We start from the raw sequence: 22,800 nt of genomic DNA on the forward strand, positions 1-22,800 counted from the left end.
AGCCTCCTTCACATAAATAGGGTAGGATCACCCGCAAGGGCCGTCAGTCGCCCATTTTGTAATATTCCCAGCTTTTCTGCCCAATCGTTAAACTCATTCCCGGGTTTCAAGCGCAGTAATTCTCGCAAGGTAGCAATGTCGTGATAGCTGAGCGATTGATAATTCAGCATGCAATCGTCAGCCATAGGGACGCCTATTAAGAAATTCACTCCTGCCGTAGCCAGCAGCACAGCTAAATTATCCATATCATTCTGGTCGGCTTTCATGTGGTTTGTATAACAGACGTCCACTCCCATCGGCAGCCCCTGGATCTTCCCCATGAAATGATCCTCCAGCCCGGCACGAATCACCTGCTTGCTGTCATACAGGTATTCAGGCCCTATAAATCCTACTACCGTATTCACCAGAAACGGCTTGAAGCGTTTGGCAAGTCCATAGCAACGGGATTCCAGGGTGAGCTGATCAATCCCATGATGTGCATTTGAGGATAACTCAGAGCCTTGCCCTGTTTCAAAATACCAACGGTTGCTCCCTTTTGCAGTCCCTTCTTCCCGAATCAGCTGATCTGCTTCCTCCAGCAGACGCAAGTTTACTCCAAAGGACTCATTTCCACGCTCTGTTCCAGCTAGGCTCTGAAAGATCAGATCCGCTGGAGCCCCTTTGCGAATAGCTCTCATCTGAGTCGTTACATGAGCCAAGACGCTGTTCTGTGTCGGAATATTCCACTTGTGGATGACATCCATCGTTTCATGAAACAGACGCACGATATTGTCAGTAGTGTCGATAACCGGATTTATGCCGATGACCGCATCCCCCATCCCGTAGCTGAGTGCTTCGTAGATGGAAGCTCTGACACCTTGGGGATCATCTGTAGGATGATTAGGCTGCGCTCTGCTGCCTAACCTTCCCCGCTGTCCGAGAGTTGTATTGCAATGGCTGAGCACAACACATTGCGCTGCAGCCTGGATCAAATCCAGATTGGACATGATCTTCGTTACCGCCGCAGCCATCTCACTGCTGAGTCCCCTGCCGATCGACCGCACCTCCTCCTCTCCAAGGGAGAGGAGCTGCTCCCTGAGCTCTCCTACGCTCCAATTGCGGATTTTTTCATATACTTCTTCATCCATGCCTTCCTCAATCACGCGGGTTACCTCGTCCTCTTCCGGGGGCAGCAGCGGGTGGTTGCGAATCTCAGCCAAAGTAAGCTCCGCAAGCACAAGTTTAGCTGCCATCCGCTCTCGGGCATTCTCCGCTGCAATTTCAGCGAGCTGATCTCCAGACTTCTCTTCATTCGCCTTCGCGAACAGCTCTTTTAGATTATGGAAGCGATAACTCTCTCCAAGATAGGTGACCGTAAGTTTCATCAGCATTGTTCCCTTTCATTATCGCGAAGTTCTCTCAAGGCAGAGAAGGCCAACGTCTTGATAGCAACTGGAATACATTCCTCTGCTACGGGCTTCCCTATGTCGATATAATCACCATGCTCCACACTAATCTGATCCAGGCAAATACAGCGCAGCTTTCCAGTGCTCAATACATGAATACAATTCCCGAGCGCCTTAGCTGCATCATTCTCACAGATAATCACCAGGAGCATTTCAGGATTCTCCCGCTGAATAGAGGCAGTGCTCACGGCTACAATCGCTGCTGCAATTTCGCGGATGACAGGATAAGAATAATAAGGAAGAGCCGGAAGCACGATAGCAAAAGGTGGTACACCGAGCTTGCCAAATTTCCTTATCCCCTCAGCAAAAGCTTCTTCAACCGCTGGCTGAATTTCAGCCAGTCCCGATATGGCTCCCTCTGGCCATTTCAGTTTCACAACTGGAATATTTCGCAGCGGCAGCAAATAAGGGTCCACAAACACGGTTGATCCGCTTAACACCGTAGAGTGCACGCCCGCTCCGATAACAGTTGCCCTTTGAGCACCGGGAGGGACCTGCAACCGAAATGGATAGGTGCTTCCCGTTTTCTTTAAGGCCTCAGCTAGCAGCGGGCCAATATCTCCATATACTGCAGCTTCCTCCATTGTGCGAGGCGAAGCCTGTTCCATCAATCGCCCCACACCTCCCGAGATCCACACCTCTGCAATTTTTTCGGAGTAAGTTAAAGCTCCTTCACGCTCACCATAAATCAAAGGACAGTTCCCAGCATCAAGCGGACTCATCAGCGTTCTAAACAACATTTCACTCCAGCATTGGGTGATTTCCCGCAGTTCATCCATCGATGTAACTCCCCCCATATTCAAGTGGAAGCCTTCGTTGACCAGCCAATCCTGCACAGCGGGATATATTTTAGTTATAGTCCCGGCACTGTCCAGCATGATAAGTCGACCGCCAATATGAAAATTGAGTGTTCGCTTGCAGCTGCCTTGCTCGAAAAAGGCCGCATTCGCTGTACCTCCCCCGATATCTATATTGACTACCATTCCCTGTGTCACGATGGACCTAGCTTCTGCTCCCGAACCTTTCCCGGCCAGAATAGCCTCCAAATCCCCGCCTGCCTCAGCGACTACAAAGGCTCCTGCTTGTTTGGCCAATCCATGGACTATGGAGTCCGCATTTTGCTTCACCGCCGTCTCACCGGTAATAATGACAGCTCCCGTATCTACATCAGAAGTGCGAAGCTCAGCATTTCGATACTCACCAGAAATAATGATTTCAAGAGTGGAAATATCAATCTCCGTTTCATTCCTAAAAGGGGTCGGGTGCATTGGACTTTCATAACTCAGTATCCTGTCGGTAATATGAAACTGCGGAAGCATGGACGGACCATTCCGCCGCTCGATCTTAAGCCTGCTGAATACACATTTAGTCGTGCTGGTGCCCAGATCAATACCTACACTGGTAATCCACTTGGCAGAATCTATGCCTTCACCTCCCTTGTACTACCTATAGATTCTTCTATTTCATAAAAAGACACCTTACCCGCCTGCACGTAATTCTGTATGCATGGCTCATAAAGTGTCTTCGCTTTAAGCTATATTCATTTGTCACTTACTATTATGATGTTGCTCTTTTGAAGCAATCGTAAGATAATGACAGCTAATTGTCAATATAGTTTCCACGCTTTTCTCTTTTTACTTATAAAATCATTATTCAGAGTCATATTATATAACATAATCTAAGCTTTTAAAGTACAGTACAATGTTTTACATTCCGTCATGTCATATACTATCCTTTTAGCAGCCTCTCATTACCATTCTTATTCCTTCACTTTCCTTTCCCTGTTTTACATCATCTATGTAACAGTTTCCTTTGACCATTTTGCATCTTTTCTTGATTCGTGCCGCTTCTTCGGATATATCCTCTATCGAATCGAATTTCCGGAACCGGTTGGTCACGACGGCAATGGACAGGGAAACCAGCGGAATTTCTTCAATAACTCCAGAACGGCTCTCTGTAAGAACATATTGTTGTTGTAAATGTTGCTCGTGATAAAATCCCTTTACTGCAGTATCGAACTCCCTAAGCATGGTCTCACAGCTTTCCAAATAGTTATAATCATTCAGAAAAACAATGAAATCATCTCCGCCAATGTGTCCCAGAAATCCACCCAACCGCAGCGTGCAATGCTTCAATATCTCCGCTGTGGACTGAATCATCCGGTCACCTTCCTTAAATCCATAGGTGTCGTTGTACGCTTTGAAATGGTCCAGATCAATATATAGCACACTAAACTGATCCTGAAGCAGCGATTTCACCAGATACTCATTAATGCTCAGATTTCCTGGAAGGCCCGTTAACGGATTCAAAAAGCTCGCAGCCAGCGCTTGTATTTCGGCGAAATTCAGCAGTAGATCGCGCACACTTACGATGCCAAAGAACCGATCCTCATGCGTAACAATCACGTAGTCATACAGGTTCTCCTCCTTCCGGTTCATTGCAAGCTTGCTAACTTCAGTAATTGGTGTTTTGTACGGAACCACAAGCGGGTCCTTATCCATTAACAACTCTACAGATCTCCCCATAAACAAGGTAAAACCATACAAGGTCCCTATCTGCTGATAGAACCTTATTCGCATAATAAGCGCGACCGGATAGCCGTTGTCTGAGACGACCACTCCCTGAAGCTGCGGATTGCTTTTAAAAATTTGATCTACGAATTCGCATTTGCTGTTGGGGGGGATTTGCGGAATTTGTTCCGCAATCTCTCCAATTTGGAGAAGCATACTCATAACCCCTTCCTGCGTGACTTGTATCTCTACACCATTTACTTAAACCAGATCTATTCCAATAGATCCATCCTGCGGTCGAAAGATAGGCCTGCCTAAAGCATAACCCTGACCATAATCAATACCTGCGTTCTGTAAAAAAGACAGCTCTTCCATTGTCTCGATACCCTCGGCAATCACCTTCGTTGCAGCACGTGCAGCGTACTCTTTAATCAATTCAAGCAATTCCTGCTGCTCGGAATTGCCGCCAATCCCACGAATCAGAGACTTGTCCAGCTTAATAAATTCCGGCTTCAAGTACACTAAGGTCTTCAGGCTGTTATAACCAGAGCCTGCATCGTCAACCGCTATGCGGAAGCCCTGCTCACGATAATGGGACAATACTCGCTCAAAGCTAACGTAGTCATGCACCGCCTGCCGCTCCGTCAGCTCGAAGACCACACGGGAGGGTGATACTCCGAGCTCTCTTAGGAGCTCCAGTGTCTCTCCGCTTTTATGGTGAGAATCATTCAACACCCCAGGATTCACATTAATGAAAATAAGCTTGTCTTCACTTGTCGCAGATTTGGGCAGTCTCTCCACATAACGCGTGAGCGACATCCGGCGGCAGTATTTCTCAAATCTGAACATCTGTTCGGTTCGTCCAGCGAATTCATAAAATTGCTCTGTAGTTGGAAACTGTGGGGAAGCTTGCGGTCTGTTCAACGCCTCATGTCCGATCGTCAGCCCGCTCTGCAGGTGAAGGATCGGCTGGAAGTAAGTATCTAGCAATCCCTTATTCATAATGTTCAATAGCTCGTCCAGTCTCTTCAGCTCTTTGAATTCGCTCCGCATTCTTCCATTCAGATGCTGAAGGTAGTGAGGGAGCACGAATATTTTCTTATACATCTGCAATTGTTTGTCCATTCTCTCTCCCAGTAGGCCTATAATCTTGAGATTCTACCACTCTCTCCCCCAGCATACACAAGAAATATTAACGCGCGATAAAATGCCTCTTGCTTATTCCACAAAAAAAAGGCTGCCCCATAACTTGCTAAAGCAAGCCGCTAATGGATCAAAAACAAAAACGAGTCAGTCTCCAGTTACCTAGAGACTGACTCGTTTTTTAGCTTTTACAGCTTCGAAGTGCAAGAAACTGTCTTATTCGCAAAAAAGACAGCCCCTTAATTATACTCCTGCAATTTATAAACCATAATATTGTGTTTTGTCCGGTCCGTTGCTGGTGTACTCTGTCTTTATTTCGTTGCGGTAAGATCTTTCAATCTTGCGCACATAAGAGAGTCTGCGGACATTCTTCATTACTTCCTCGGCACGTTCTGCATTCACGTACATAACCGCGTAATGCATCTTTCGGGAAACATAATGCAATGTTCCGTATTTCTCCAGATTGCGCGCCGCCTTGACGTCACTAACCCAAATGATATATCCTGTGCGTTCCGCAAACATAAACTAATCCGCCTTTCTTTCTCTAACTACTAGGAGCAGCTTATCCGCAAGAGCATGAGCCACCGCTGCCGCATCCGCCTTTAGGAGAAGGATTATTACTTGGAACCTTAATGTTCTCCGATACTGAAAAAGCAATGGTTTCTGACATAGAGAACAGTATATCGTCCAGAATCTTCTCCGCCTGCTTGAAGCGGATAACCTCTTCGAACTGCTCCATCTCTGCTTCTACAGCTGAAACCTCGTCTTTGGCCGAGTGATAGTTCGGGTGAAAGTGTCCGAACCGCTGCGTCTCCTCGAACAGCTCCTTCTTGCTTTGAAGCTGTTTAATCATCGTCTGAATTTCGGGGTTCGCATCAACCCGCCCTTTCCAGTATAGGTAATCCGACACTTCTGCGGATTGATTAATCATGTCGCCTAATTCATAGGCGTATGTCAGCACTTCGGCCATATCGACCGTATTCATTTCCGCTACGCTCATGAACTTCAACTCTCTTCTTTAGTTAGTATTCTGCCCTTGGCATTAGACTTCCTTATCATAACATAATCAGTTGCTCAAGCAGAAGAGGAATTTCTCTGGGCACTGGGTATAACGAGTCTCATCTCTTTCCAATCTCCTGCAGTTAGCTCTATTTCTTCGACTTCCTCTGTTCTGGATGACAACTTTAATCCACTTACTCTCCACGGATTACCACTGACCTGCACAGGGATGAAATCGCAACTCTCTCCCTGAAGGGAGAGACGAACCTTAATGCCCCAGCTTAGTGCCTGCTCCATAATTTTCTGCGCGGTTGTACTGTGATAATGACGCCATTCTCTGCTCCACATCGTGGGTACACTCTCTATTCCCGGCAAGCTATCTTCCTGTGAATTTAGCGGCGCAGGTTGCAGGTAACGATCAGGGTTTCCAGTGCGGAATAGTCCTCGCTCGGAATGCAACGGTGGTAGGGTATATCCGATTGAAGACTCTGGACTAGGCAGATGCAAAAATACTTTATCCGCCACTGTCGCCTCCAGACGTCCAGCAATAGAGCGGGGCGGGGCCATTCCGGCTGCGGACAGCTCCCGGCGCACCTGCTCTAAACCCTCCTCACGCACACTAAAGTGATGGGGGCCGAGCCGAGTGAGGTTCTCCTGCAGCCGAGGATGAGCCGCTATGGCATCCCCCTCTTCCTCACTGCGGCAAGAGAGCAGAATAACCTCCGCCAACGCCGTTCGGCCGATTCCCCTGCCCCATTGCTTCAGAGCGAATTCCACCTCATTAGGGAGTTGGCCCAAAGCATGAGCATTTAACCAGAAAATGGCTTCCTCCGGCGATATTCCTTGTTCGGCAGCAGATTCCAGTCGCTCGCGGGTCAGACGAAAGCTCCATAAGGTATCGCTTTGCAGCAGTTCGGCACAACCAGCCAAGGTCCAACGGATAGCATACGACACCTCTGGTGGAACCAGCACCTCAAAGTCCGGCTGCACAATAAACATTGGGGTTGAGGAGGTTACTTGAATACCTAGGTCAAGAAAATCACTGGTTTCATCTATCAATTGAGGCTGTGGTCCGCTCCAACGGAAACAGTGATCTCCATCCGGTTTCGCCCCGAGCTCACACCAGCCAAAGCCAGCCAGAATTCGCAGCCAGCTCAGACTCGATATTTCCAGCTCTGTACGCATTTCCGGTGCAACCAAATGAGTGTTTACCATCCAGTCCATTATTCCTGAGAGTGTTGTCCACTTTTGCGACTGGAATGAAGAGCTGGATATCAGATATCGGAAATGCTGGTCGGCAGGCTTCAGACTTCCATAGCGATTAATTACGACAGTGTACAGAATTGCTGCCATCCCTGACTCCGAAAGATGAAACCACTGCTGCAAAGCTTCCATCTCCAGTTCATACGCTGCACCACGCTCACTTATAAGTCCTAGATACAGCATTAGATCCACTACTACTGCTGCGGGTACTGGATATGTCTCCAGATAAGGAGAGGAGATAAACAGTCCCTCAAGATGCCTTTCCTGACAGGACAGCTGTGCGTTCAGACGACCGATATTCTTTTTGTGAATGCTACCTTTGATTGTTAAAGGCAGCCCCTCACGCGCAATATACAGGAGCGCCCTGAATAAATCCCCAGTCAACCCCGCACCTGCTTCCATAGTCAGCTTTATTTCATAGCCTTCTACAAACTGCGGCTGATACGAAAAAAAGCCACTTTGAAGCAAGGGCAGCCGTTCCACTGGGATTTGATAGAGCTTCTCCCCCCACATTTTCTGCCGCACTTCCAGCAGACCGTCAGTCAGCAATTCATTCATGGCAAGCCTCTGCTCAGCGCGACAAAGATTGGGCGGCCGCAACCGTTCTTCCTTCCCTGCTTCAAAAGGCATCGCTGCATAAGCCATACAGATCCGTCGTAATACCTCCCGCGCTTCTTGTGTAAGCTGTTTCAAAGGATACCCTCCTCCTCAGCACTTGGCTCCACAATTCTCACCGCGTACTGGTAGCCCTGTTCCGTCAGAAACATCCGGCGGCGCCAAGCAAAATCCTGTTCACGGCTGTCTCCAGTCACCAGCGTATAGAAATACGCCTTATTCTCACCCGGCTTCGGGCGTAGAATGCGTCCCAACCGCTGGGCTTCCTCCTGCCGCGAGCCAAAAGCACCTGAAACCTCGATGGCAACCGAAGCATCCGGCAGGTCCAGCGCAAAATTGGCCACTTTCGATACAATCAGAACTTGCAATCTCCCAGCATTAAAAGCCGCATACAGCTCACCTCTCACCTGCTCTGAGGTTTTACCTGTGATCAGAGGGGCCTTGATAGCTTCAGCTAATTGGCTGAGCTGGTCCAGATACTGACCAATCACTAGAACAGAGGAACCGCGATGCGCTTCCAGTAGCTCTAACACAACATCGATTTTGCCCGGGTTCCCAGCAGCTAGACGGAACTTTTCTTTATTTTCCGCATACATATATTCCCGTGTTAACACCACATTCATAGGTACAGTCATCTCTATACACTCAACGGTGGCGATCCAACCCTGCTTCTCCAGCACCTTCCAGGGCAGATCGTAGCATTTGGGTCCGATTAAAGAGAACACATCGTCTTCCCGGCCATCCTCTCTGACAAGAGTAGCCGTTAGCCCTAGACGGCGTGTGGCTTGAATGTCCGCAGTAGCCCGGAACACCGGAGCCGGCAGCAAATGAACTTCATCATAGATGATCAGACCCCAGTTTCGTTCGTTGAACAAATTTATATGAATGAAGGGACCTTCCTTCCTACGGCGATGTGTCAAAATCTGATAGGTGGCTACAGTCACTGGCCGCACCTGTCTTTTCTCGCCAGAGTACTCACCGATCGCCTCACCATCCAGATTTGTTCGCTGCAGTAACTCATTCATCCATTGCCTAACAGAGGTTGTGCTCGAGGTGAGAATCAGTGTTTCGCACTGCAGGCTTTCCAGAACAGCTATGCCCACTACCGTCTTACCTGCTCCGCAAGGCAGAACGACAACTCCACTCCCTCCGGTACCACCAGTCCCCTGAAAGTGCTGAACGGCTTCCCGTTGGTATTCTCTAAGGCTTATTGAGGTGCCAGCTTCACCGTCTGCTTCCGTTCTGTCATGAAAGTTGTATTCAGGCTCTCTCCATGCGACATTAAGAGCTTGCCCCTCATGATAGCCTGCATAGTCCATAATGGGATACCCGAGTCTTGTCAGCTCTTGCTTCAATTGACCGCGGAAGGTCTTCCTGCACACGCACTCTACAGGTCCGCTTCTTCGTAATCCAGCTTCATAGAAACCAGGGTGCTTCTCCAATTCATCCAGCAGCTCCGAAGTATCGGCACGGATTGTAATTAGCTGTGACTCCCTCTCATGGGTATGCAGTGTTAGTCTGCCATACCGGGACATGAGAAGTGATATCTCCTCCATAACACCCGTAGGTATATTCCAGCGGGCAATAGATCTGAGACTAGTTGTAATATGCTCTGCCTTATAACCAAGCGCTGCGGCGTTCCAAAGCGACAATGGAGTGATCCGGTAAGTGTGGAAGGCCGTGGGACTTTTTATAAGCTCAGCAAAAGTAGCTAGAAGTTGTCTGGCCGCCTCAAAGCCTGGGTGAGCACATTCCAGCAAAACAGTCCGGTCTCTTCGTATAATACAAGCTCCTGTTTTCTCCATAGATTCCCCTCCTTGCTTAGTGAGTCAGGCCTCCGCTATGTAACTCTATTTCAAACTGCTGCTGAATAGCAGGAAAAAGCCCACACCCGGATAACCACGGACATGAGCTTTACCCATTCTTATTGTTAATGCAAATGCTGCTGGGAGATTCCGCTCAGCGCTTCTCCAGCCTCATCGGCAAAAATATTACGCACCGCGAGATCACCAATCGAGACGATCCCGATCAATTTCTTGCCATTTGTCACCGGTAGCCGGCGAATCTGCCCCGCAGCCATAAGTTCTGCTGCCTCATCCACAGAGGTATTCTCTGAGACGGCACGAATATCTGTACTCATGACTGTCTGCACCGATGTGGAACCTGCATGCTTGTCTGCGTACCCTCTAATAACAAGATCACGGTCTGTAATCACACCGAGCAATTGCTTGCTGTCGTTAGAATCAATTACTGGAATAAACCCAGTATCATTATCCCTCATTTTGATAGCAGCCTCAAAAATATTATCCTGCAATGTGACTGTTACAGTATCGGTGGTCATAACCTCTTTAACCGTCTTCAAGTTGAACCCTCCTGTCATGATCTCCATGTTTCGGAAATAGGTTCTCCTTAACCAAACAAATTATACGCTTTACTTCTCCTTAAGACAGGAATCTGCCATCGCTATCAGCAACTTCACTCCATGCAGCATAGCATCCTCGTCGAAATCAAATCGACTGTGATGATGTGGGTAGTCAGCCCCTTTATCCGGGTTACCCGCTCCTACGAACATAAAGCAGCCTGGGATGCTCTTTACATAATAGGCAAAATCCTCTGCCGGCATAAGCCTCTCCATCAACATAACCTGAACGGATTCCCCTAGTGCTTTCGGAGCTTCATGGAAAAAACGTTGATATTCACCTTCATCATTTACAAGGGGGGGATATCCCATTAAGTAGTCTATCTTCACCTCGGTGCCATATGCAGCAGCTATTGAAGTCGCGATCTCTTCGATTCTGCGCCGGATCAGATAACGAGTCTCCTCGTCGAATGCCCGTACGGTGCCAGTTATCCGGCATTGCTCAGCAACGACGTTCTGGGCGAACCCGCCTTGTATGGTCCCCACACTTAATACCGCAGGCCGCAGCGGGTCAACAGAACGGCTCACAACGCTCTGAAGTTGTGTCACGAGGGCCGCCCCGGCCACAATGCTGTCAATCGTACGGTGCGGCATGCCGGCATGTCCACCTTTGCCAATAATGTCAATGAAAAACTCATCGGCCGATGCCATTAGTGGACCTGGTGCACTGCCTACTGTACCTATAGGAAGTGGAGTCCAGAGATGGAGGCCATAGACGGCATCGGCATTCTCTAGCACTCCTTCAGCAATCATACCCAGCGCCCCTCCAGGACACACCTCTTCGGCTGGCTGAAAGAGAAAGCGAATCTCTCCTTCTAGTTCATCCCGGCGGCTACTGTAGTAAGCCGCTGCGCCCAGCAGCATCGACGTATGACCATCGTGACCGCAGGCATGCATGGCCCCGTCATTTTGCGAAACATAGTCGCTTTGCGTTTCTTCCAGGATGGGCAGAGCATCCATATCTGCCCGCAGAACAACCGTTTTCCCCGGCTTCTCGCCCCGCAATATCCCTGTAACACCATATCCGGCAGTGCTTCTCTTGACTTCAATCCCGAAATCCGCCAACTTATCTGCTACATAGGCTGAAGTCTCCTTCTCCTGATAAGACAACTCCGGATGCCGATGCAGATGACGGCGCCATTTCACCATATCCGGCAGCAGTAATTCAACCGGTAACCTCTCCATACCTCTTCCATCCCTTTCTCTTACGTAACCCGCTTCGTCAGCGTTTAACGACTGCCCTAAAACCATTCTCTCAGCCTAGTACAACTATATTTCTTTTATTGTAGCAGAAACGCAAAAAACTGTGTATCACAGGGTGTCCTCCGCCTTGCGCTCCCTTTGGAAACATACTATCATGAGATAGAACATCTTAATTCGGATAATGAATGAATCATTATACTTCATGAGGGGGATATGTGCGCTATGATTTTTGAGAACACGGGCCTCGTAGGATTAACAAGCGATCTTTTCTATTTGGATGAAAGTGCCGCCAAAGCTGGTTTCGTTCGCTGGCAATGGGAGTACTATCGCGCCACTTACGATTGCAAGATTGAAGATCAGCAGAATGGCGGCGACTATTTTCTGCGCTTTAATACACGCGCTGTCGAAGGTAAATTGGAGAAGTCGGATGCCGTGCTTGCGATTGAAGCCGTTTACTTAGGGAAAGCAACCTATCCACACGGTCTAGAGTATGAGTCTCCTGTGCCTCAACCTATTATGGACATCGCAGCTCAGCGGATTCTTCAGCTGAAGCAGCTGTTGGAGGTTTGAGTAACGGGAAGGGAACGACGAAAAAAAATGTCAGCCTGCCCAAAAGAGGAACGCCCGATTTCCAATTGCTTATTCTGACCTTGCTGCTTGTTGGCTTCGGTCTGGTTATGGTCTTCAGTGCCAGCTCCAGTCTGACCTTGGCCAGCAAGAAATTCAGCTATGACCCTTTTTATTTTATGAAGCGCCAGATTATCTGGGTCGTGCTGGGAAGCATCGTTATGTTTACAGTAATGAATATTCATTACAGCAAATTCAAGAAATGGTATGCACCTATCTTTATTATTACTCTAGTCCTTCTATTGTTCGTAGCTTCTACCGATCGAATTAACGGTGCCAAGAGTTGGTTAAGTATTGGGGGCATGGGAATACAGCCGACTGAACTGGCCAAAATATCAATTATCTTATATCTGGCCGCACTCATCACCAAAAAGGGTGAACGGCTGAGAGATTTCCGCACAGGTTATATACCCGTAATGGTTATAGTCGGTATTGTAGCCGGACTGATCATGATGCAGCCGGATTTAGGCTCATGTCTGATTCTCGTAGCCACCAGTGGGCTGGTGATTTATGCTGGCGGCGCCAGTATGAAGCACATTCTGGCTTCTGTTGCTCTGCTAGTACTGGGTGCGGCACTCGTATTGGGAGCCAAAGGAGCTATCGACTCCCTTTCGCCTGTCTCGGAGAAAGTTATTGCTAACCAGGACTACAAACAAGAACGTTTCGATGCCTTCTTGAATCCTTATCAGGATGCTTCAGGCAGTGGGTTTAATATTATCCAATCCTTGACCGCTCTGGGAGAGGGAGGAATTAAGGGTTCCGGCTTTGGACAGAGTGTGCAGAAGCTCTACTATCTGCCTTACCCTTACACCGACTTTATCTTCGCCGTAATCGGTGAAGAACTTGGTTTTGTAGGGACCACGATCTTCTTGCTGCTGTATCTGTACTTTATCTGGAGAGGTATTCTCATCGCGCTAAGATGCACCGACCCCTTCGGTACGCTTGTTGGGATTGGTGTAATGGGACTTATCGCTATTCAAGCCTTCGTTAACATCGGTGGTGTGACCAAAACCATTCCTCTAACCGGTGTGACCCTGCCATTCATCAGCTATGGAGGCTCTTCGCTGCTAGTCAGCATGTTGTCTATGGGCATTATGTTAAGCATTTCAAGAGAGACCAACCGCCCGGCCAAACAGGAAGTAACTAAATCCGTAACAACAGTCAGACAAGTACGGGCACGGTGAGTTCGGCAATACGATCCATAGTTGCATATTAAGAAGCAAAAAGTGTCCTCAATCCATGTATGGATTTGAGGACACTCTTTTTTTGTTGTTATTCTTATAATGTGAACAAATTATATTACTAATTAAGAAATTTCATCATTCTTGAAGGCAACGCCTTCAACCTTAACATTCACTTCAACAATGTGAAGTCCTGTCATGCTTTCCACAGCTTCGCGTACGTTTTGTTGAAGCATCCGGCACACCTCGTGAATCGGTGTTTCATAAAGAACTATAATACGCAAATCCACGGCTGCTTCCAGCTGCCCTACTTCAACGGTAACACCCTTCTGCACATTCTTACCACTCAGGCGCTTCGCCCAGCCTTCCGATAAGCCGCCAGACATGGCTGCAATTCCTGGAGTCTCCAAGGCAGCCAATCCGGCAATTTTAGAGACGACGTCATTTGAAATTCGTATATTTCCCATTTCTAGTTGAAGTTGTTCTGCCATGCCATATCCCCCTCACACTCATTATTAATTATTGTAATTCCAAAACAGGCTAAAAAGCAAATGACTTTCTCTCAATTCCGTTTACACTTAGGAACAATTTGGGTATATTGATTATGAAATCAACTTACATAAATAGACTGGAGTGTGCAACACATTGAAAAAATGGATTTCTCCGGCCCTGCTGGTCATTACCTTTGTCCTTAGCGCCATTGGACATTTTGCGAATTGGGACCATACGCTTCAATTCGTATTGTCTGCGGTCTCTGTCGTCTTCGTAGCTGGCTTTCTAGGCCGGGCAACAGAAAGCGTAGCCCATTATGCTGGGCAGAGATTAGGCGGCTTTCTTAATGCCACCTTCGGCAACGCTGCGGAGCTGATCATTGCCTTCTTCCTGGTAAAGGAAGGACTATTCGATATGGTCAAGGCTAGTCTCACCGGCTCCATCATCGGTAATCTGCTGCTTGTTCTGGGCCTTAGTATATTCGCTGGCGGCATGAAGTACAAGGTGCAGAATTTCAACGTTACACTCGCCGGACTCAACGGCTCACTGATGATCGTCGCTGTAATTGCCCTGTTCGTGCCTGCCATGTTCTTCAATACCCATTCGATTACTGAGAAAGATACAGATGTGTTAAGTCTCATCGTAGCCGGACTGCTTATTGCTTCCTATATTGCCTGGCTCGTTTTCTCTATGATTACACACAAGAAATACTTGGGGGACGTCACGGAGGACAATGAAGAAGAATTGCCGAACGAACATGCTCCTGCCTGGTCCATGAAAAGATCCATCCTCTATCTGGTGATAGCAACCGTTATGGTAGCCTTTGTTAGTGAATGGCTTGTTGGCACATTGGAGACATTGACTGAACGCTTTGGCTTCAGCGAGCTGTTCGTAGGTGCATTCCTTGTAGCCATCATCGGCAACGCAGCTGAACATAGCGCGGCGATTATGCTGGCTATGAAGAACAAGATTGGGGCCGCAGTGGAAATCGCCGTTGGCAGCAGCCTGCAAATTGCCTTATTCGTAGCGCCTGTGCTAATCTTCGTCAGTTATTTTATGGGAACTACAATGGATATCGTATTTACGACGATTGAGATTGTCGCTATTGCAGTCTCCGTATTCATTGCCAAGTCGATTATACAAGATGGGGCAACCAACTGGTACGAGGGGCTGCTACTACTGACTGTCTATCTGATTCTCGGGGTCTCCTTTTATCTTGTATAGTACTTAAACACAGCAAAAAGCGCACATGAGCGACCCACCTGTCCTCATGTGCGCTTTTTTATAACATAAATTAAACCGTGCAAATAATACTATGAATTCGCATTCGCCTTGTTATTCAGTGCTTCATAAAGTACCGACAAATTGCGCTCCAGTTTACTCAGCACCATTTTCCCAGTCAGCTCTTGTACTAATCCAACTCTAACTGCAAAATCGACTTGTCTGGAGAAACCATACATTTGGGTATCCAGTACTTCCTCATAGAGAGGGCAGTACCGTGTTGCCAAATTCTCCATCTGCACTTCGATAAGCTTCTCAATTTTATCGGCATCTTCTTGTAGAAGAGTGATCGCTCGTAGATTGATTTGTTCCTGCAAATCTGATGAATTCATAGATTTTCCCCCCCATGTCCAAAAGTTTCAGCTGCTATTGCTAGTTTATTTAATATTAGTCGAAATTGCATATCAATACAACAATTCAGTTTGCAAAAGCTTTTACTTTCATATATATTATGAACCCTTATAATTTATTATATTTTAAAAAACGCCCCGCCGCAAACCGGCAGGACGCTTTTTAGAAACAAATAATTACTCTGCTACTACTGTAAAGTTTAAGCCATGTTTCGCAAATACTTCACTCATTGCCTTCTTAGCTTCTTCAGCATCTGCTCCATGAACATGAAGCTCGTAGCTCTGGCTTGATACCAATGTAGTGAACAAACCGAGAATACTCTTAACATCAATGTACTTGTTTTCCGCTTGAAGAACGATAGATGAATTGAACTGGCTTGCCGTTTGAGCAATATCCACGATTGCCGCATTGTTACTGGACATATGAATCCCTCCGCAACTTGATTATGAAACTTAAGTCATTTGTAATCAATTCCATGATACATTGAATCCGCTTACTCACGCAAGGAGTTTTCTTATCTTTACATTTTATTTCAGGTTTTCGGGGTTCAGACCTGCTAATTCAGGAACTACAAATAAGCCATCCTTACGGATCAGGATATCATCAAAATAGATTTCTCCGCCACCATATTCCGGACGTTGAATCAGCACCAGATCCCAGTGAATCGAAGAACGGTTGCCATTATCAGTCTCTTCATAAGCCTGACCTGGCGTAAAATGCAAGCTGCCAGCGATTTTCTCATCGAATAGTATATCCTTCATCGGGTGCAGGATGTAAGGATTAAAGCCAATCGCAAACTCGCCGATATGACGGGCACCGTCATCCGAATCTAGGATATCATTCAGCCGCACAGTGTCGTTGCTGGAAGCATCAACTATTGTACCGTTCTCAAAGGTGAATTTTACATTTTCAAAGGTTATACCATTGTACAGGGTTGCGGCATTATAGCTAATGGTTCCGTTCACAGAATCGCGGATAGGCGCACTGTAGACCTCTCCATCCGGAATGTTCTTCTGCCCGGAGCATTTCTCGGCGCCAATTCCCTTAATGGAGAAAGTAATATCTGTACCTGGCCCGGAAATGTGTACCTTATCTGTACGTCTCATGAGATCTGCCAACGCGTCCTGGGCTCTGTCCATCTTGGCATAATCCAGATTGCATACCTGGAAGTAAAAGTCCTCAAAGGCTTCCGTACTAACATTGGCAAGTTGTGCCATACTTGCGTTGGGATAACGCAACACAACCCATTTGGTATGCTTGACGCGCTGCTCACTATGTACAGGGTGCGAGTAAAGGGAATTATACAACTTCATGTTCTCTTCCGGGATATCGGAGAGATCATTTACATTCTCCCCTGCACGAATACCAATATAACCATCCATTTGCTTCATACGGTTTAAGTCTATTTCCGCCCATGTCTGAAGACTTTCGCGTGTTGCATATTTCAGCATGCTGCGCAGGACTGTCCGGTCTGTCAATTGTACAAAAGCATGACCGCCAGCTTTGCCGATCTCCTCCACCACCGCTTTAATTAAATCTCTTTCACTGCCAATCATTTCGACGAGCACATTCTCGCCAGGTTGAACGTTTACAGAGTAGCTTACAAGGTTCTTCGCAAGCTTCTGAATTCGGGGATCCATCATTCTTCTTTCTCTTCCTTCCTCATTTGCGTAAATAAAATGCCTTTCTATTGTAACACGCTAGCGCACAAAATATTGTGCAAACTTAACAAGAAACATCAACGGTAACCATAGAAATCAACCTGCATCACATAGGTCTCGGTGTCAGTTTTTCCTCCGCTATAATTCACCGTTCTTTTCCAACTGAGCCGTTTGGGCAGATTACGTTTCGTGTCAACAGTCACATGGTACACTGCTGATATTTCGGCTTGCTCAAGCTTCTTTTGAAGCTCACTGTTCTTCTTCTCCCACAAGGTCAATAAAGCCTCATTGACTTTCAGTTCCTTCTCAGTCGTCTTCTGGTTCTGATCCTTGAGAACAGGACGCAGGTCCATCATCGCTCGTTCCAGATCGGTAGACAGCTGATCTCGCGCCTGTGCAGGGGTCAGTTCAATTCGCAGCACCCTCGTACCTCTTGCAGCACCCATTTCTTCAGTCACCACCTTATCCATTACCTCCAGCTCTTCAAGCTGGTGCAGCGGGTTGAGGGCAGGCAGAGGGTTATCCTCTCCAGACGAGGGGGCGGCCGACAAAAGCTTCCATTTGCCTTCTTGTTTCTCCAACTGGCTATAATAGGACAATGCCACTGTCGGACTCTTCGCAAGTTCTTTAATATCGCCAGTGGCTGCAGGTAGGGATGGACTCTTATCCGGCAGAAGCGTATATAAACTTACCTTATTGTGATTTTCGACTTTACCTCCATAATAAAGCGTTGCTTCCGGAACGGACTTCCCTCCGCGCAGCAGCGTGGCTGCTCCTTCAAAGGTAAGCGCATCGCTTCCTGCAACACCAGATAGCGCCAAGGCCAAATCTTCCTTAGCTGGCTTGTCTTTAATTGCGCTGCAACCACTGCAAACCACGCAATTAAACATTATGATTACAAATATACACCTTTTATAGAATAACATCTCGCTCATTAACCTCATGCCTTTCCCGGACTGATTAAATAACCTACTATAGGTTATCCCTTGAGCCGGGACTTATACTGATTATAGTTTCAAAAAAAAAAAGAACCCTCAGGATCACCCAGGGGATTCCTCAAAATGATTTAATTGTCTTATTGTCAACTATAACCAGGTTGCGCCCATTGTTCTTTGCTTCATACAGCGCCATATCTGCTCGGTAGAACAGCGACTCTACACTTACGCGCTCATCCGTCCAGCTCCATTCAGCAATTCCGCAGGATACTGTGACCTGTGGTTCTGTCTCCCTCATCACCCGTTCGCGAATCCGTTCAGCGACTAGTACAGACTGTTGTACGCCAAGCTGTGGCAAATATACAGCCAATTCCTCACCGCCCCACCTGGCGGCAATATCCCCTTGACGAATGGATGATTTCACAATCTCACTGACCTGTTTTAAGATCTTATCGCCCTTTTGATGGCCGTAGGTATCATTTACAGCTTTGAACTGGTCGATATCAACTACTATCAAGGAACCACAGAAATCTGTACTTTGTCTCTCCTTAATCATTTCGTCCAGATAATGACGGGCATATAGACCGGTCAGTGTGTCTCGGTTCGCGAGACGCCGTACTTCCGCATGTAACCGCGCATTTCCAACGGCAAGTCCAATATGTCCTGCCATGGCTTGTAGGAGTCTGTAATTGTCATAAGAAAAGTAATGAGCGTCTCGGTGGGCAAGCATAATCGCTCCTCGCACTTCTCCACCCACGCTTAATGGTGTAGCAATTAGCGACTGCGACTCTGTAGAATCCATTAACCGTGAAACCGTCGCATTATTATTTATATAGTCTGATAATATTAGGGGTTCCCCTGTGGCATACACCTTTCCACCCAGTCCTTGTCCATTCTTTAATATCTCGTGGAGTAAGGGGGGATGGTTACAAGCAATCACCTCAAGGCCGCCTTTTTCTTCATTCATATGTACAATGCAGCAATAGTCGGCCTCAAACATTTCCAGCAGCTCTTCAAAAGCGAACTGAAAAACCTCCCCCAAGCGCAAGCTCTTGTTCAGTCGTTGCGTTAGTTCATTGCTCATGCGCAACTCGCGGATTAGCTGGTTGGAGCGCTCATACAGCTTTGCATTCTCAAAGGCTGTACCAGCCGTATCAGCTACCATGGAGAGAAACTGCAAATCCGTGTCTGAGAAGACCGGATTATCCATGACCATATGGAATACACCATAAACTCCCTGTTTTCCACTAAGTGGAAGGCCAATCTCAACGACGTGACTGTCCTCCATGCTTGTTTCTATTGCAACCCTGCCATCCTTAAAAGCCCTAGCGCGCACATCGTTTTTTGTCCAAAGTAACGGAAGTGGTTTAACCTGCGGATTAGGACTGCGATGATCCTGCGACATAAACAGTTCCAAGCGAGCACCAGGATACATCGCAGAAATACTATCTATAACCTCTGTTAACACGGCATTCACATCTATATTGTCATGCATCCTCTGGACGATCTGGAATAATAGTGAACGGCGGTTGCTCTCCCGCTCTGCATGTAAATGAACATTTGCAAGATCAGATACAAACACATGCTCAAACCTACGGTAAAAGCACGTTTGGAAATGCAGTGCCATGGCTTCAGCGGTATGCTTTCCGCCCTGCTCATATTGTTCTGTAGGCATCGCACACCCAAGCAAAGTAAATATCTCCCCGTGGTTGCGCGTAAGCATAGGTATTGTAAAGAAATTCACATCTCGCCCCTCGACTGAGAACTGAATTGTATGCATTCTGCCAGAGATCACACTTACAGCTGCTACCTCTTCCCATTGCGGTCGCCACTGCTCTTGCCTCTCTTTTATGTTGTCTATCCATCTACCTTCAGCGTCGAGAACACACCACTCCCAAGTCTTCGCAAACGGAAGAGCAGTAAGTTCTCCCAGCCATTCGATGAAGCTATCTGCAATCAGATTGGCTGCATAAGGGAAATCATAGGATACAATGTCCGTTTCCCTGAGCCACGCGGCGGGATCATCAAAGTCTCCGTCTGATTGCATCGTGGTCTTTAACAGCATACGACTGTCCTTAGGACCGTATGCTTCCTGTTCTGACATAAAGAGGATCCCCTTTGCATCTAAAATTAAAATCTCATTTTCCGATAACATCTAATTAGCTATATTTTACTCTCTTTCCTCCCGTAATGCATTATATTTTCCTCATTTCCGGGATTTTTTTTAGGTCCTAAGAACTAACGACAAAGTTTTACAAAAACTCTTATAAGATACGCTTGACATTGACTGTTGTTTTCATATAATATTTATTGTTGAACAAGACTGTAACCAGTCTTACATGGCGTAACGTTGTGTCACCCTCACGCAATTCGTTACTATCAGGACAGCGGCTGAACTTTCCTGACAGTGTGAGAGCATTTAATTGCTATTCACGGATACGAAAAGCGGCACAATAGAGCCTAATTCAATTGAAATTACAATTAAAAAGGAGTCTATTATAATATGGCACGTTACACAGGACCGAAATTCAAACTCAGCCGCCGTCTAGGTATTTCCCTTAGCGGTACAGGAAAAGATCTTAAACGCCCTTTTCCACCAGGACAACACGGAGCTAACCAACGCAGAAAAGTAAGTAACTACGGAATGCAGCTTATGGAAAAACAAAAATTGCGTCACATGTACGGTTTGGGCGAAAAGCAGTTTAAGACTCTTTTCACTAAAGCACAAAAGATCCAAGGTATTGCCGGCGAAAACTTTATGTTCTTGCTTGAAAGCCGCTTGGATAACCTCGTTTACCGTCTTGGTTTTGCTAACTCCCGTGCTGGTTCACGTCAGTTAGTATCCCACGGTCACGTAACTGTTAACGGCAAAAAAGTCGACATCGCTTCTTACCGTGTAAGCTTGGGCGACGTTATCGGACTTCGCGAAAGAAGCCGCGCTATGGGTTCAATCAAAGAAGCTCTTGAAAACCGTTCACACCTTCCAGCTTACTTGGAATATGCTGATGGATCATTCGAAGGCAAATATATCCGTTTGCCAGAACGTTCCGAGCTGTCCCAAGACATCGATGAAAAACAAATCGTCGAATTCTACAACCGTTAATATCTCGCTTATAGCGAGTATGATCAAAGCCCCCGGATTTTCCGGGGGCTTTTTTTGTTGATATTAATAGCCTTTAGGCAAACAACAGGCTGAAAATGCTAAACAGCAAGTCCCACTGTACCGGAGACTTGCTGTTTTATAATTCCTAATTATAAGATTAACGCCTTATGACAACGTTAGCTTAGCGAATTTCCGTTTACCTACTTGCAAGATATCGCCCTCCTGTGGCGTCAAGTCCGCATTAGGGTCCTCCAGTTTCACCTCGTTCAGCTTAACTGAACCCTGCTGAATACTGCGTTTGGCCTCCCCATTGGAGCCCGCAAATCCAAGCAGAGTGAGCAGTTTAACAAGTTTGATCGTGCCATCTTCCAACTCTGCGGCAGGAACTGCAAAGATCTCGATATCATCCGGCAGCGCACGCTGCTGGAACACAGTGACGAAATGCTGCTGTGCAGCATCTGCCGCAGGAACACCATGATACATGCGTACAAATGTGTGAGCCAATTGCATTTTAGCATCTCTCGGATGCGTTACGCCCTCTTGCAACGCCTCTTTCAGAACCACAAGCTCACGATTGCTGATATCAGTGGCCAACTCATAGTACTTAAGCATCAGTTCATCAGGTACCGACATCGCTTTGCCGTAGATTTCGTTCGGCTCTTCATCGATACCAATATAGTTACCCAGGCTCTTGCTCATCTTCTGTACGCCGTCAAGACCTTCAAGCAAAGGTGTCATAATCGTAGCTTGAGTATCCACACCATATTCCTTCTGCAGCGTACGCCCCATCAGCAGATTAAATTTTTGATCCGTTCCTCCAAGCTCCACGTCACTCTTCAAGGCAACAGAATCCATTCCTTGCATCAGCGGATAGAAAAACTCATGGATACTGATCGGCAGACCACCTTGAAAACGTTTAGTGAAATCATCACGCTCCATCATACGTGCCACTGTTACTTTAGCGGACAACGTCACAACTTCAGCAAAGGTCATCGGGCTAAGCCATTCCGAGTTGTAAAACACTTTTGTTTTATTCGGGTCTAATATCTTGTAGATCTGCTTCTTGTAGGTTTCGGCATTACGCTGTACATCTTCTTCCGTCAATTGCTTGCGCGTTTCCGACTTGCCTGTAGGATCTCCGATTCGTCCGGTGAAATCTCCAATAATAAGCTGCACTTGATGTCCCAGCTCTTGAAACTGGCGTAATTTATGCATAACAACTGTATGACCGACATGGATATCCGGCGCTGATGGATCAAGCCCCAGCTTTACATTAAGGGGTACACCCGTAACCACAGATTTGATGACTTTGCGTTTCAGTTCTTCTTCCGGAACAATCTCCACGACACCACGAGATATGACTTCCAGCTGATGCTCTACTTCCTGCTGTTGAACGTCCGATAATTCTTCCCATTTCATACTTATGTTCCTCCTCTAAGTTCTAACTGTGCCACCACGACAAAAAGAGTCTATTTCTCATCCCAAGGGACGAGAAATAGACTCGCGGTACCACCCTAATTAAAATCCCTGCTATGTAGGTTAACACTGCAAAGGACTTTCACTTCATTACAT

The 22,800-nt window shown here is 46.9% G+C and carries 21 protein-coding genes and 1 other annotated feature (1 of these 22 only partly in view); of the genes, 4 read left to right on the forward strand and 17 right to left on the reverse strand.

Features of this window, described 5'->3' with window-relative positions; genetic code table 11:
* Nucleotides 1-8: 8 nt before the first annotated feature.
* The 10 genes from H1230_RS20310 to H1230_RS20355 form a co-directional block, all read right to left on the reverse strand.
* Complete coding sequence (locus H1230_RS20310; RefSeq protein WP_239711720.1) at nucleotides 9-1,364, reverse strand: ethanolamine ammonia-lyase subunit EutB; 1,356 nt, start codon at nucleotides 1,362-1,364, stop codon at nucleotides 9-11.
* Nucleotides 1,364-2,869, reverse strand: a complete 1,506-nt coding sequence (locus H1230_RS20315; protein ID WP_345773442.1) for an ethanolamine ammonia-lyase reactivating factor EutA — start codon at nucleotides 2,867-2,869, stop codon at nucleotides 1,364-1,366. Before H1230_RS20315 ends, H1230_RS20310 begins: the two co-directional genes overlap by 1 nt.
* A gap of 312 nt (nucleotides 2,870-3,181) precedes the next feature.
* Complete coding sequence (locus H1230_RS20320) at nucleotides 3,182-4,177, reverse strand: GGDEF domain-containing protein (protein WP_239711721.1); 996 nt, start codon at nucleotides 4,175-4,177, stop codon at nucleotides 3,182-3,184.
* A 39-nt stretch (nucleotides 4,178-4,216) separates the two neighbouring features.
* Nucleotides 4,217-5,080 carry an EAL domain-containing protein gene (locus H1230_RS20325; protein WP_239711722.1) on the reverse strand — a complete coding sequence of 288 codons (864 nt, stop codon included), beginning with the start codon at nucleotides 5,078-5,080 and terminating at the stop codon, nucleotides 4,217-4,219.
* A gap of 276 nt (nucleotides 5,081-5,356) precedes the next feature.
* Nucleotides 5,357-5,620, reverse strand: a complete 264-nt coding sequence (locus H1230_RS20330) for a YlbG family protein (RefSeq protein WP_154117515.1) — start codon at nucleotides 5,618-5,620, stop codon at nucleotides 5,357-5,359.
* Between the two features lie 40 nt (nucleotides 5,621-5,660).
* Nucleotides 5,661-6,098, reverse strand: a complete 438-nt coding sequence (locus H1230_RS20335) for a YlbF/YmcA family competence regulator (protein ID WP_239711723.1) — start codon at nucleotides 6,096-6,098, stop codon at nucleotides 5,661-5,663.
* Nucleotides 6,099-6,172: 74 nt separating this feature from the next.
* Entirely contained in the window at nucleotides 6,173-8,053 is a 1,881-nt protein-coding gene (locus H1230_RS20340; protein WP_239711724.1) for a helicase-associated domain-containing protein, read from the reverse strand.
* Nucleotides 8,050-9,780 (reverse strand): DNA repair helicase XPB, encoded by a 1,731-nt coding sequence (locus H1230_RS20345; RefSeq protein ID WP_239711725.1) that lies wholly within the window; start codon nucleotides 9,778-9,780, stop codon nucleotides 8,050-8,052. The genes H1230_RS20340 and H1230_RS20345 overlap by 4 nt, the downstream gene beginning before the upstream one ends.
* A gap of 125 nt (nucleotides 9,781-9,905) precedes the next feature.
* Nucleotides 9,906-10,337 (reverse strand): CBS domain-containing protein, encoded by a 432-nt coding sequence (locus tag H1230_RS20350; protein WP_239711726.1) that lies wholly within the window; start codon nucleotides 10,335-10,337, stop codon nucleotides 9,906-9,908.
* A gap of 69 nt (nucleotides 10,338-10,406) precedes the next feature.
* Nucleotides 10,407-11,579 carry a M20 family metallopeptidase gene (locus H1230_RS20355; RefSeq protein WP_239711727.1) on the reverse strand — a complete coding sequence of 391 codons (1,173 nt, stop codon included), beginning with the start codon at nucleotides 11,577-11,579 and terminating at the stop codon, nucleotides 10,407-10,409.
* 240 nt (nucleotides 11,580-11,819) lie between these two features.
* Here H1230_RS20355 and H1230_RS20360 point away from each other — a divergent pair, with 240 nt between their 5' ends.
* Together H1230_RS20360 and ftsW are read left to right on the forward strand one after the other, a co-directional pair.
* Entirely contained in the window at nucleotides 11,820-12,167 is a 348-nt protein-coding gene (locus H1230_RS20360; RefSeq protein WP_239711728.1) for a YugN family protein, read from the forward strand.
* Nucleotides 12,164-13,408, forward strand: coding sequence for a putative lipid II flippase FtsW (gene ftsW / locus H1230_RS20365; protein ID WP_239711729.1), 1,245 nt, complete (start codon nucleotides 12,164-12,166; stop codon nucleotides 13,406-13,408). Before H1230_RS20360 ends, ftsW begins: the two co-directional genes overlap by 4 nt.
* 122 nt (nucleotides 13,409-13,530) lie before the next feature.
* Here ftsW and H1230_RS20370 read toward each other — a convergent pair whose 3' ends face one another.
* Entirely contained in the window at nucleotides 13,531-13,896 is a 366-nt protein-coding gene (locus tag H1230_RS20370) for an Asp23/Gls24 family envelope stress response protein (RefSeq protein ID WP_019911482.1), read from the reverse strand.
* A gap of 154 nt (nucleotides 13,897-14,050) precedes the next feature.
* Between H1230_RS20370 and cax the strand changes: the two genes are divergently transcribed.
* Nucleotides 14,051-15,121, forward strand: coding sequence for a calcium/proton exchanger (gene cax, locus H1230_RS20375; RefSeq protein WP_239711730.1), 1,071 nt, complete (start codon nucleotides 14,051-14,053; stop codon nucleotides 15,119-15,121).
* Nucleotides 15,122-15,210: 89 nt separating this feature from the next.
* On the opposite strand, the gene H1230_RS20380 is transcribed toward cax, so the two are convergent.
* From H1230_RS20380 to H1230_RS20400, 5 genes are all read right to left on the reverse strand, one after another.
* Nucleotides 15,211-15,510: an Fpa/YlaN family protein gene (locus tag H1230_RS20380; protein WP_239711731.1), complete on the reverse strand. Its 300-nt coding sequence runs from the start codon at nucleotides 15,508-15,510 to the stop codon at nucleotides 15,211-15,213.
* A gap of 195 nt (nucleotides 15,511-15,705) precedes the next feature.
* Complete coding sequence (locus tag H1230_RS20385) at nucleotides 15,706-15,951, reverse strand: HPr family phosphocarrier protein (protein ID WP_154117525.1); 246 nt, start codon at nucleotides 15,949-15,951, stop codon at nucleotides 15,706-15,708.
* Between the two features lie 105 nt (nucleotides 15,952-16,056).
* Nucleotides 16,057-17,172: an aminopeptidase gene (locus tag H1230_RS20390; protein ID WP_239711732.1), complete on the reverse strand. Its 1,116-nt coding sequence runs from the start codon at nucleotides 17,170-17,172 to the stop codon at nucleotides 16,057-16,059.
* A gap of 95 nt (nucleotides 17,173-17,267) precedes the next feature.
* The gene (locus H1230_RS20395) at nucleotides 17,268-18,011 is read right to left on the reverse strand and encodes a hypothetical protein (RefSeq protein ID WP_239711733.1); all 744 of its coding nucleotides are present in this window, start codon (nucleotides 18,009-18,011) and stop codon (nucleotides 17,268-17,270) included.
* Nucleotides 18,012-18,246: 235 nt separating this feature from the next.
* Nucleotides 18,247-20,229: a sensor domain-containing diguanylate cyclase gene (locus H1230_RS20400; protein WP_239711734.1), complete on the reverse strand. Its 1,983-nt coding sequence runs from the start codon at nucleotides 20,227-20,229 to the stop codon at nucleotides 18,247-18,249.
* Between the two features lie 399 nt (nucleotides 20,230-20,628).
* On the opposite strand from H1230_RS20400, the gene rpsD reads away from it, so the two are divergent.
* The gene (gene rpsD / locus H1230_RS20405; protein WP_154117529.1) at nucleotides 20,629-21,228 is read left to right on the forward strand and encodes a 30S ribosomal protein S4; all 600 of its coding nucleotides are present in this window, start codon (nucleotides 20,629-20,631) and stop codon (nucleotides 21,226-21,228) included.
* A gap of 165 nt (nucleotides 21,229-21,393) precedes the next feature.
* Here the strand turns inward: rpsD and tyrS are convergent, their stop codons facing one another.
* Nucleotides 21,394-22,647: a tyrosine--tRNA ligase gene (gene tyrS / locus H1230_RS20410; RefSeq protein ID WP_154117530.1), complete on the reverse strand. Its 1,254-nt coding sequence runs from the start codon at nucleotides 22,645-22,647 to the stop codon at nucleotides 21,394-21,396.
* A gap of 62 nt (nucleotides 22,648-22,709) precedes the next feature.
* Nucleotides 22,710-22,800: a binding site (T-box leader), on the reverse strand (it continues 170 nt past the right edge of the window).

It is taken from the genome of Paenibacillus sp. 19GGS1-52, from assembly GCF_022369515.1.
Taxonomy (GTDB): Bacteria; Bacillota; Bacilli; order Paenibacillales; family Paenibacillaceae; genus Paenibacillus_AQ.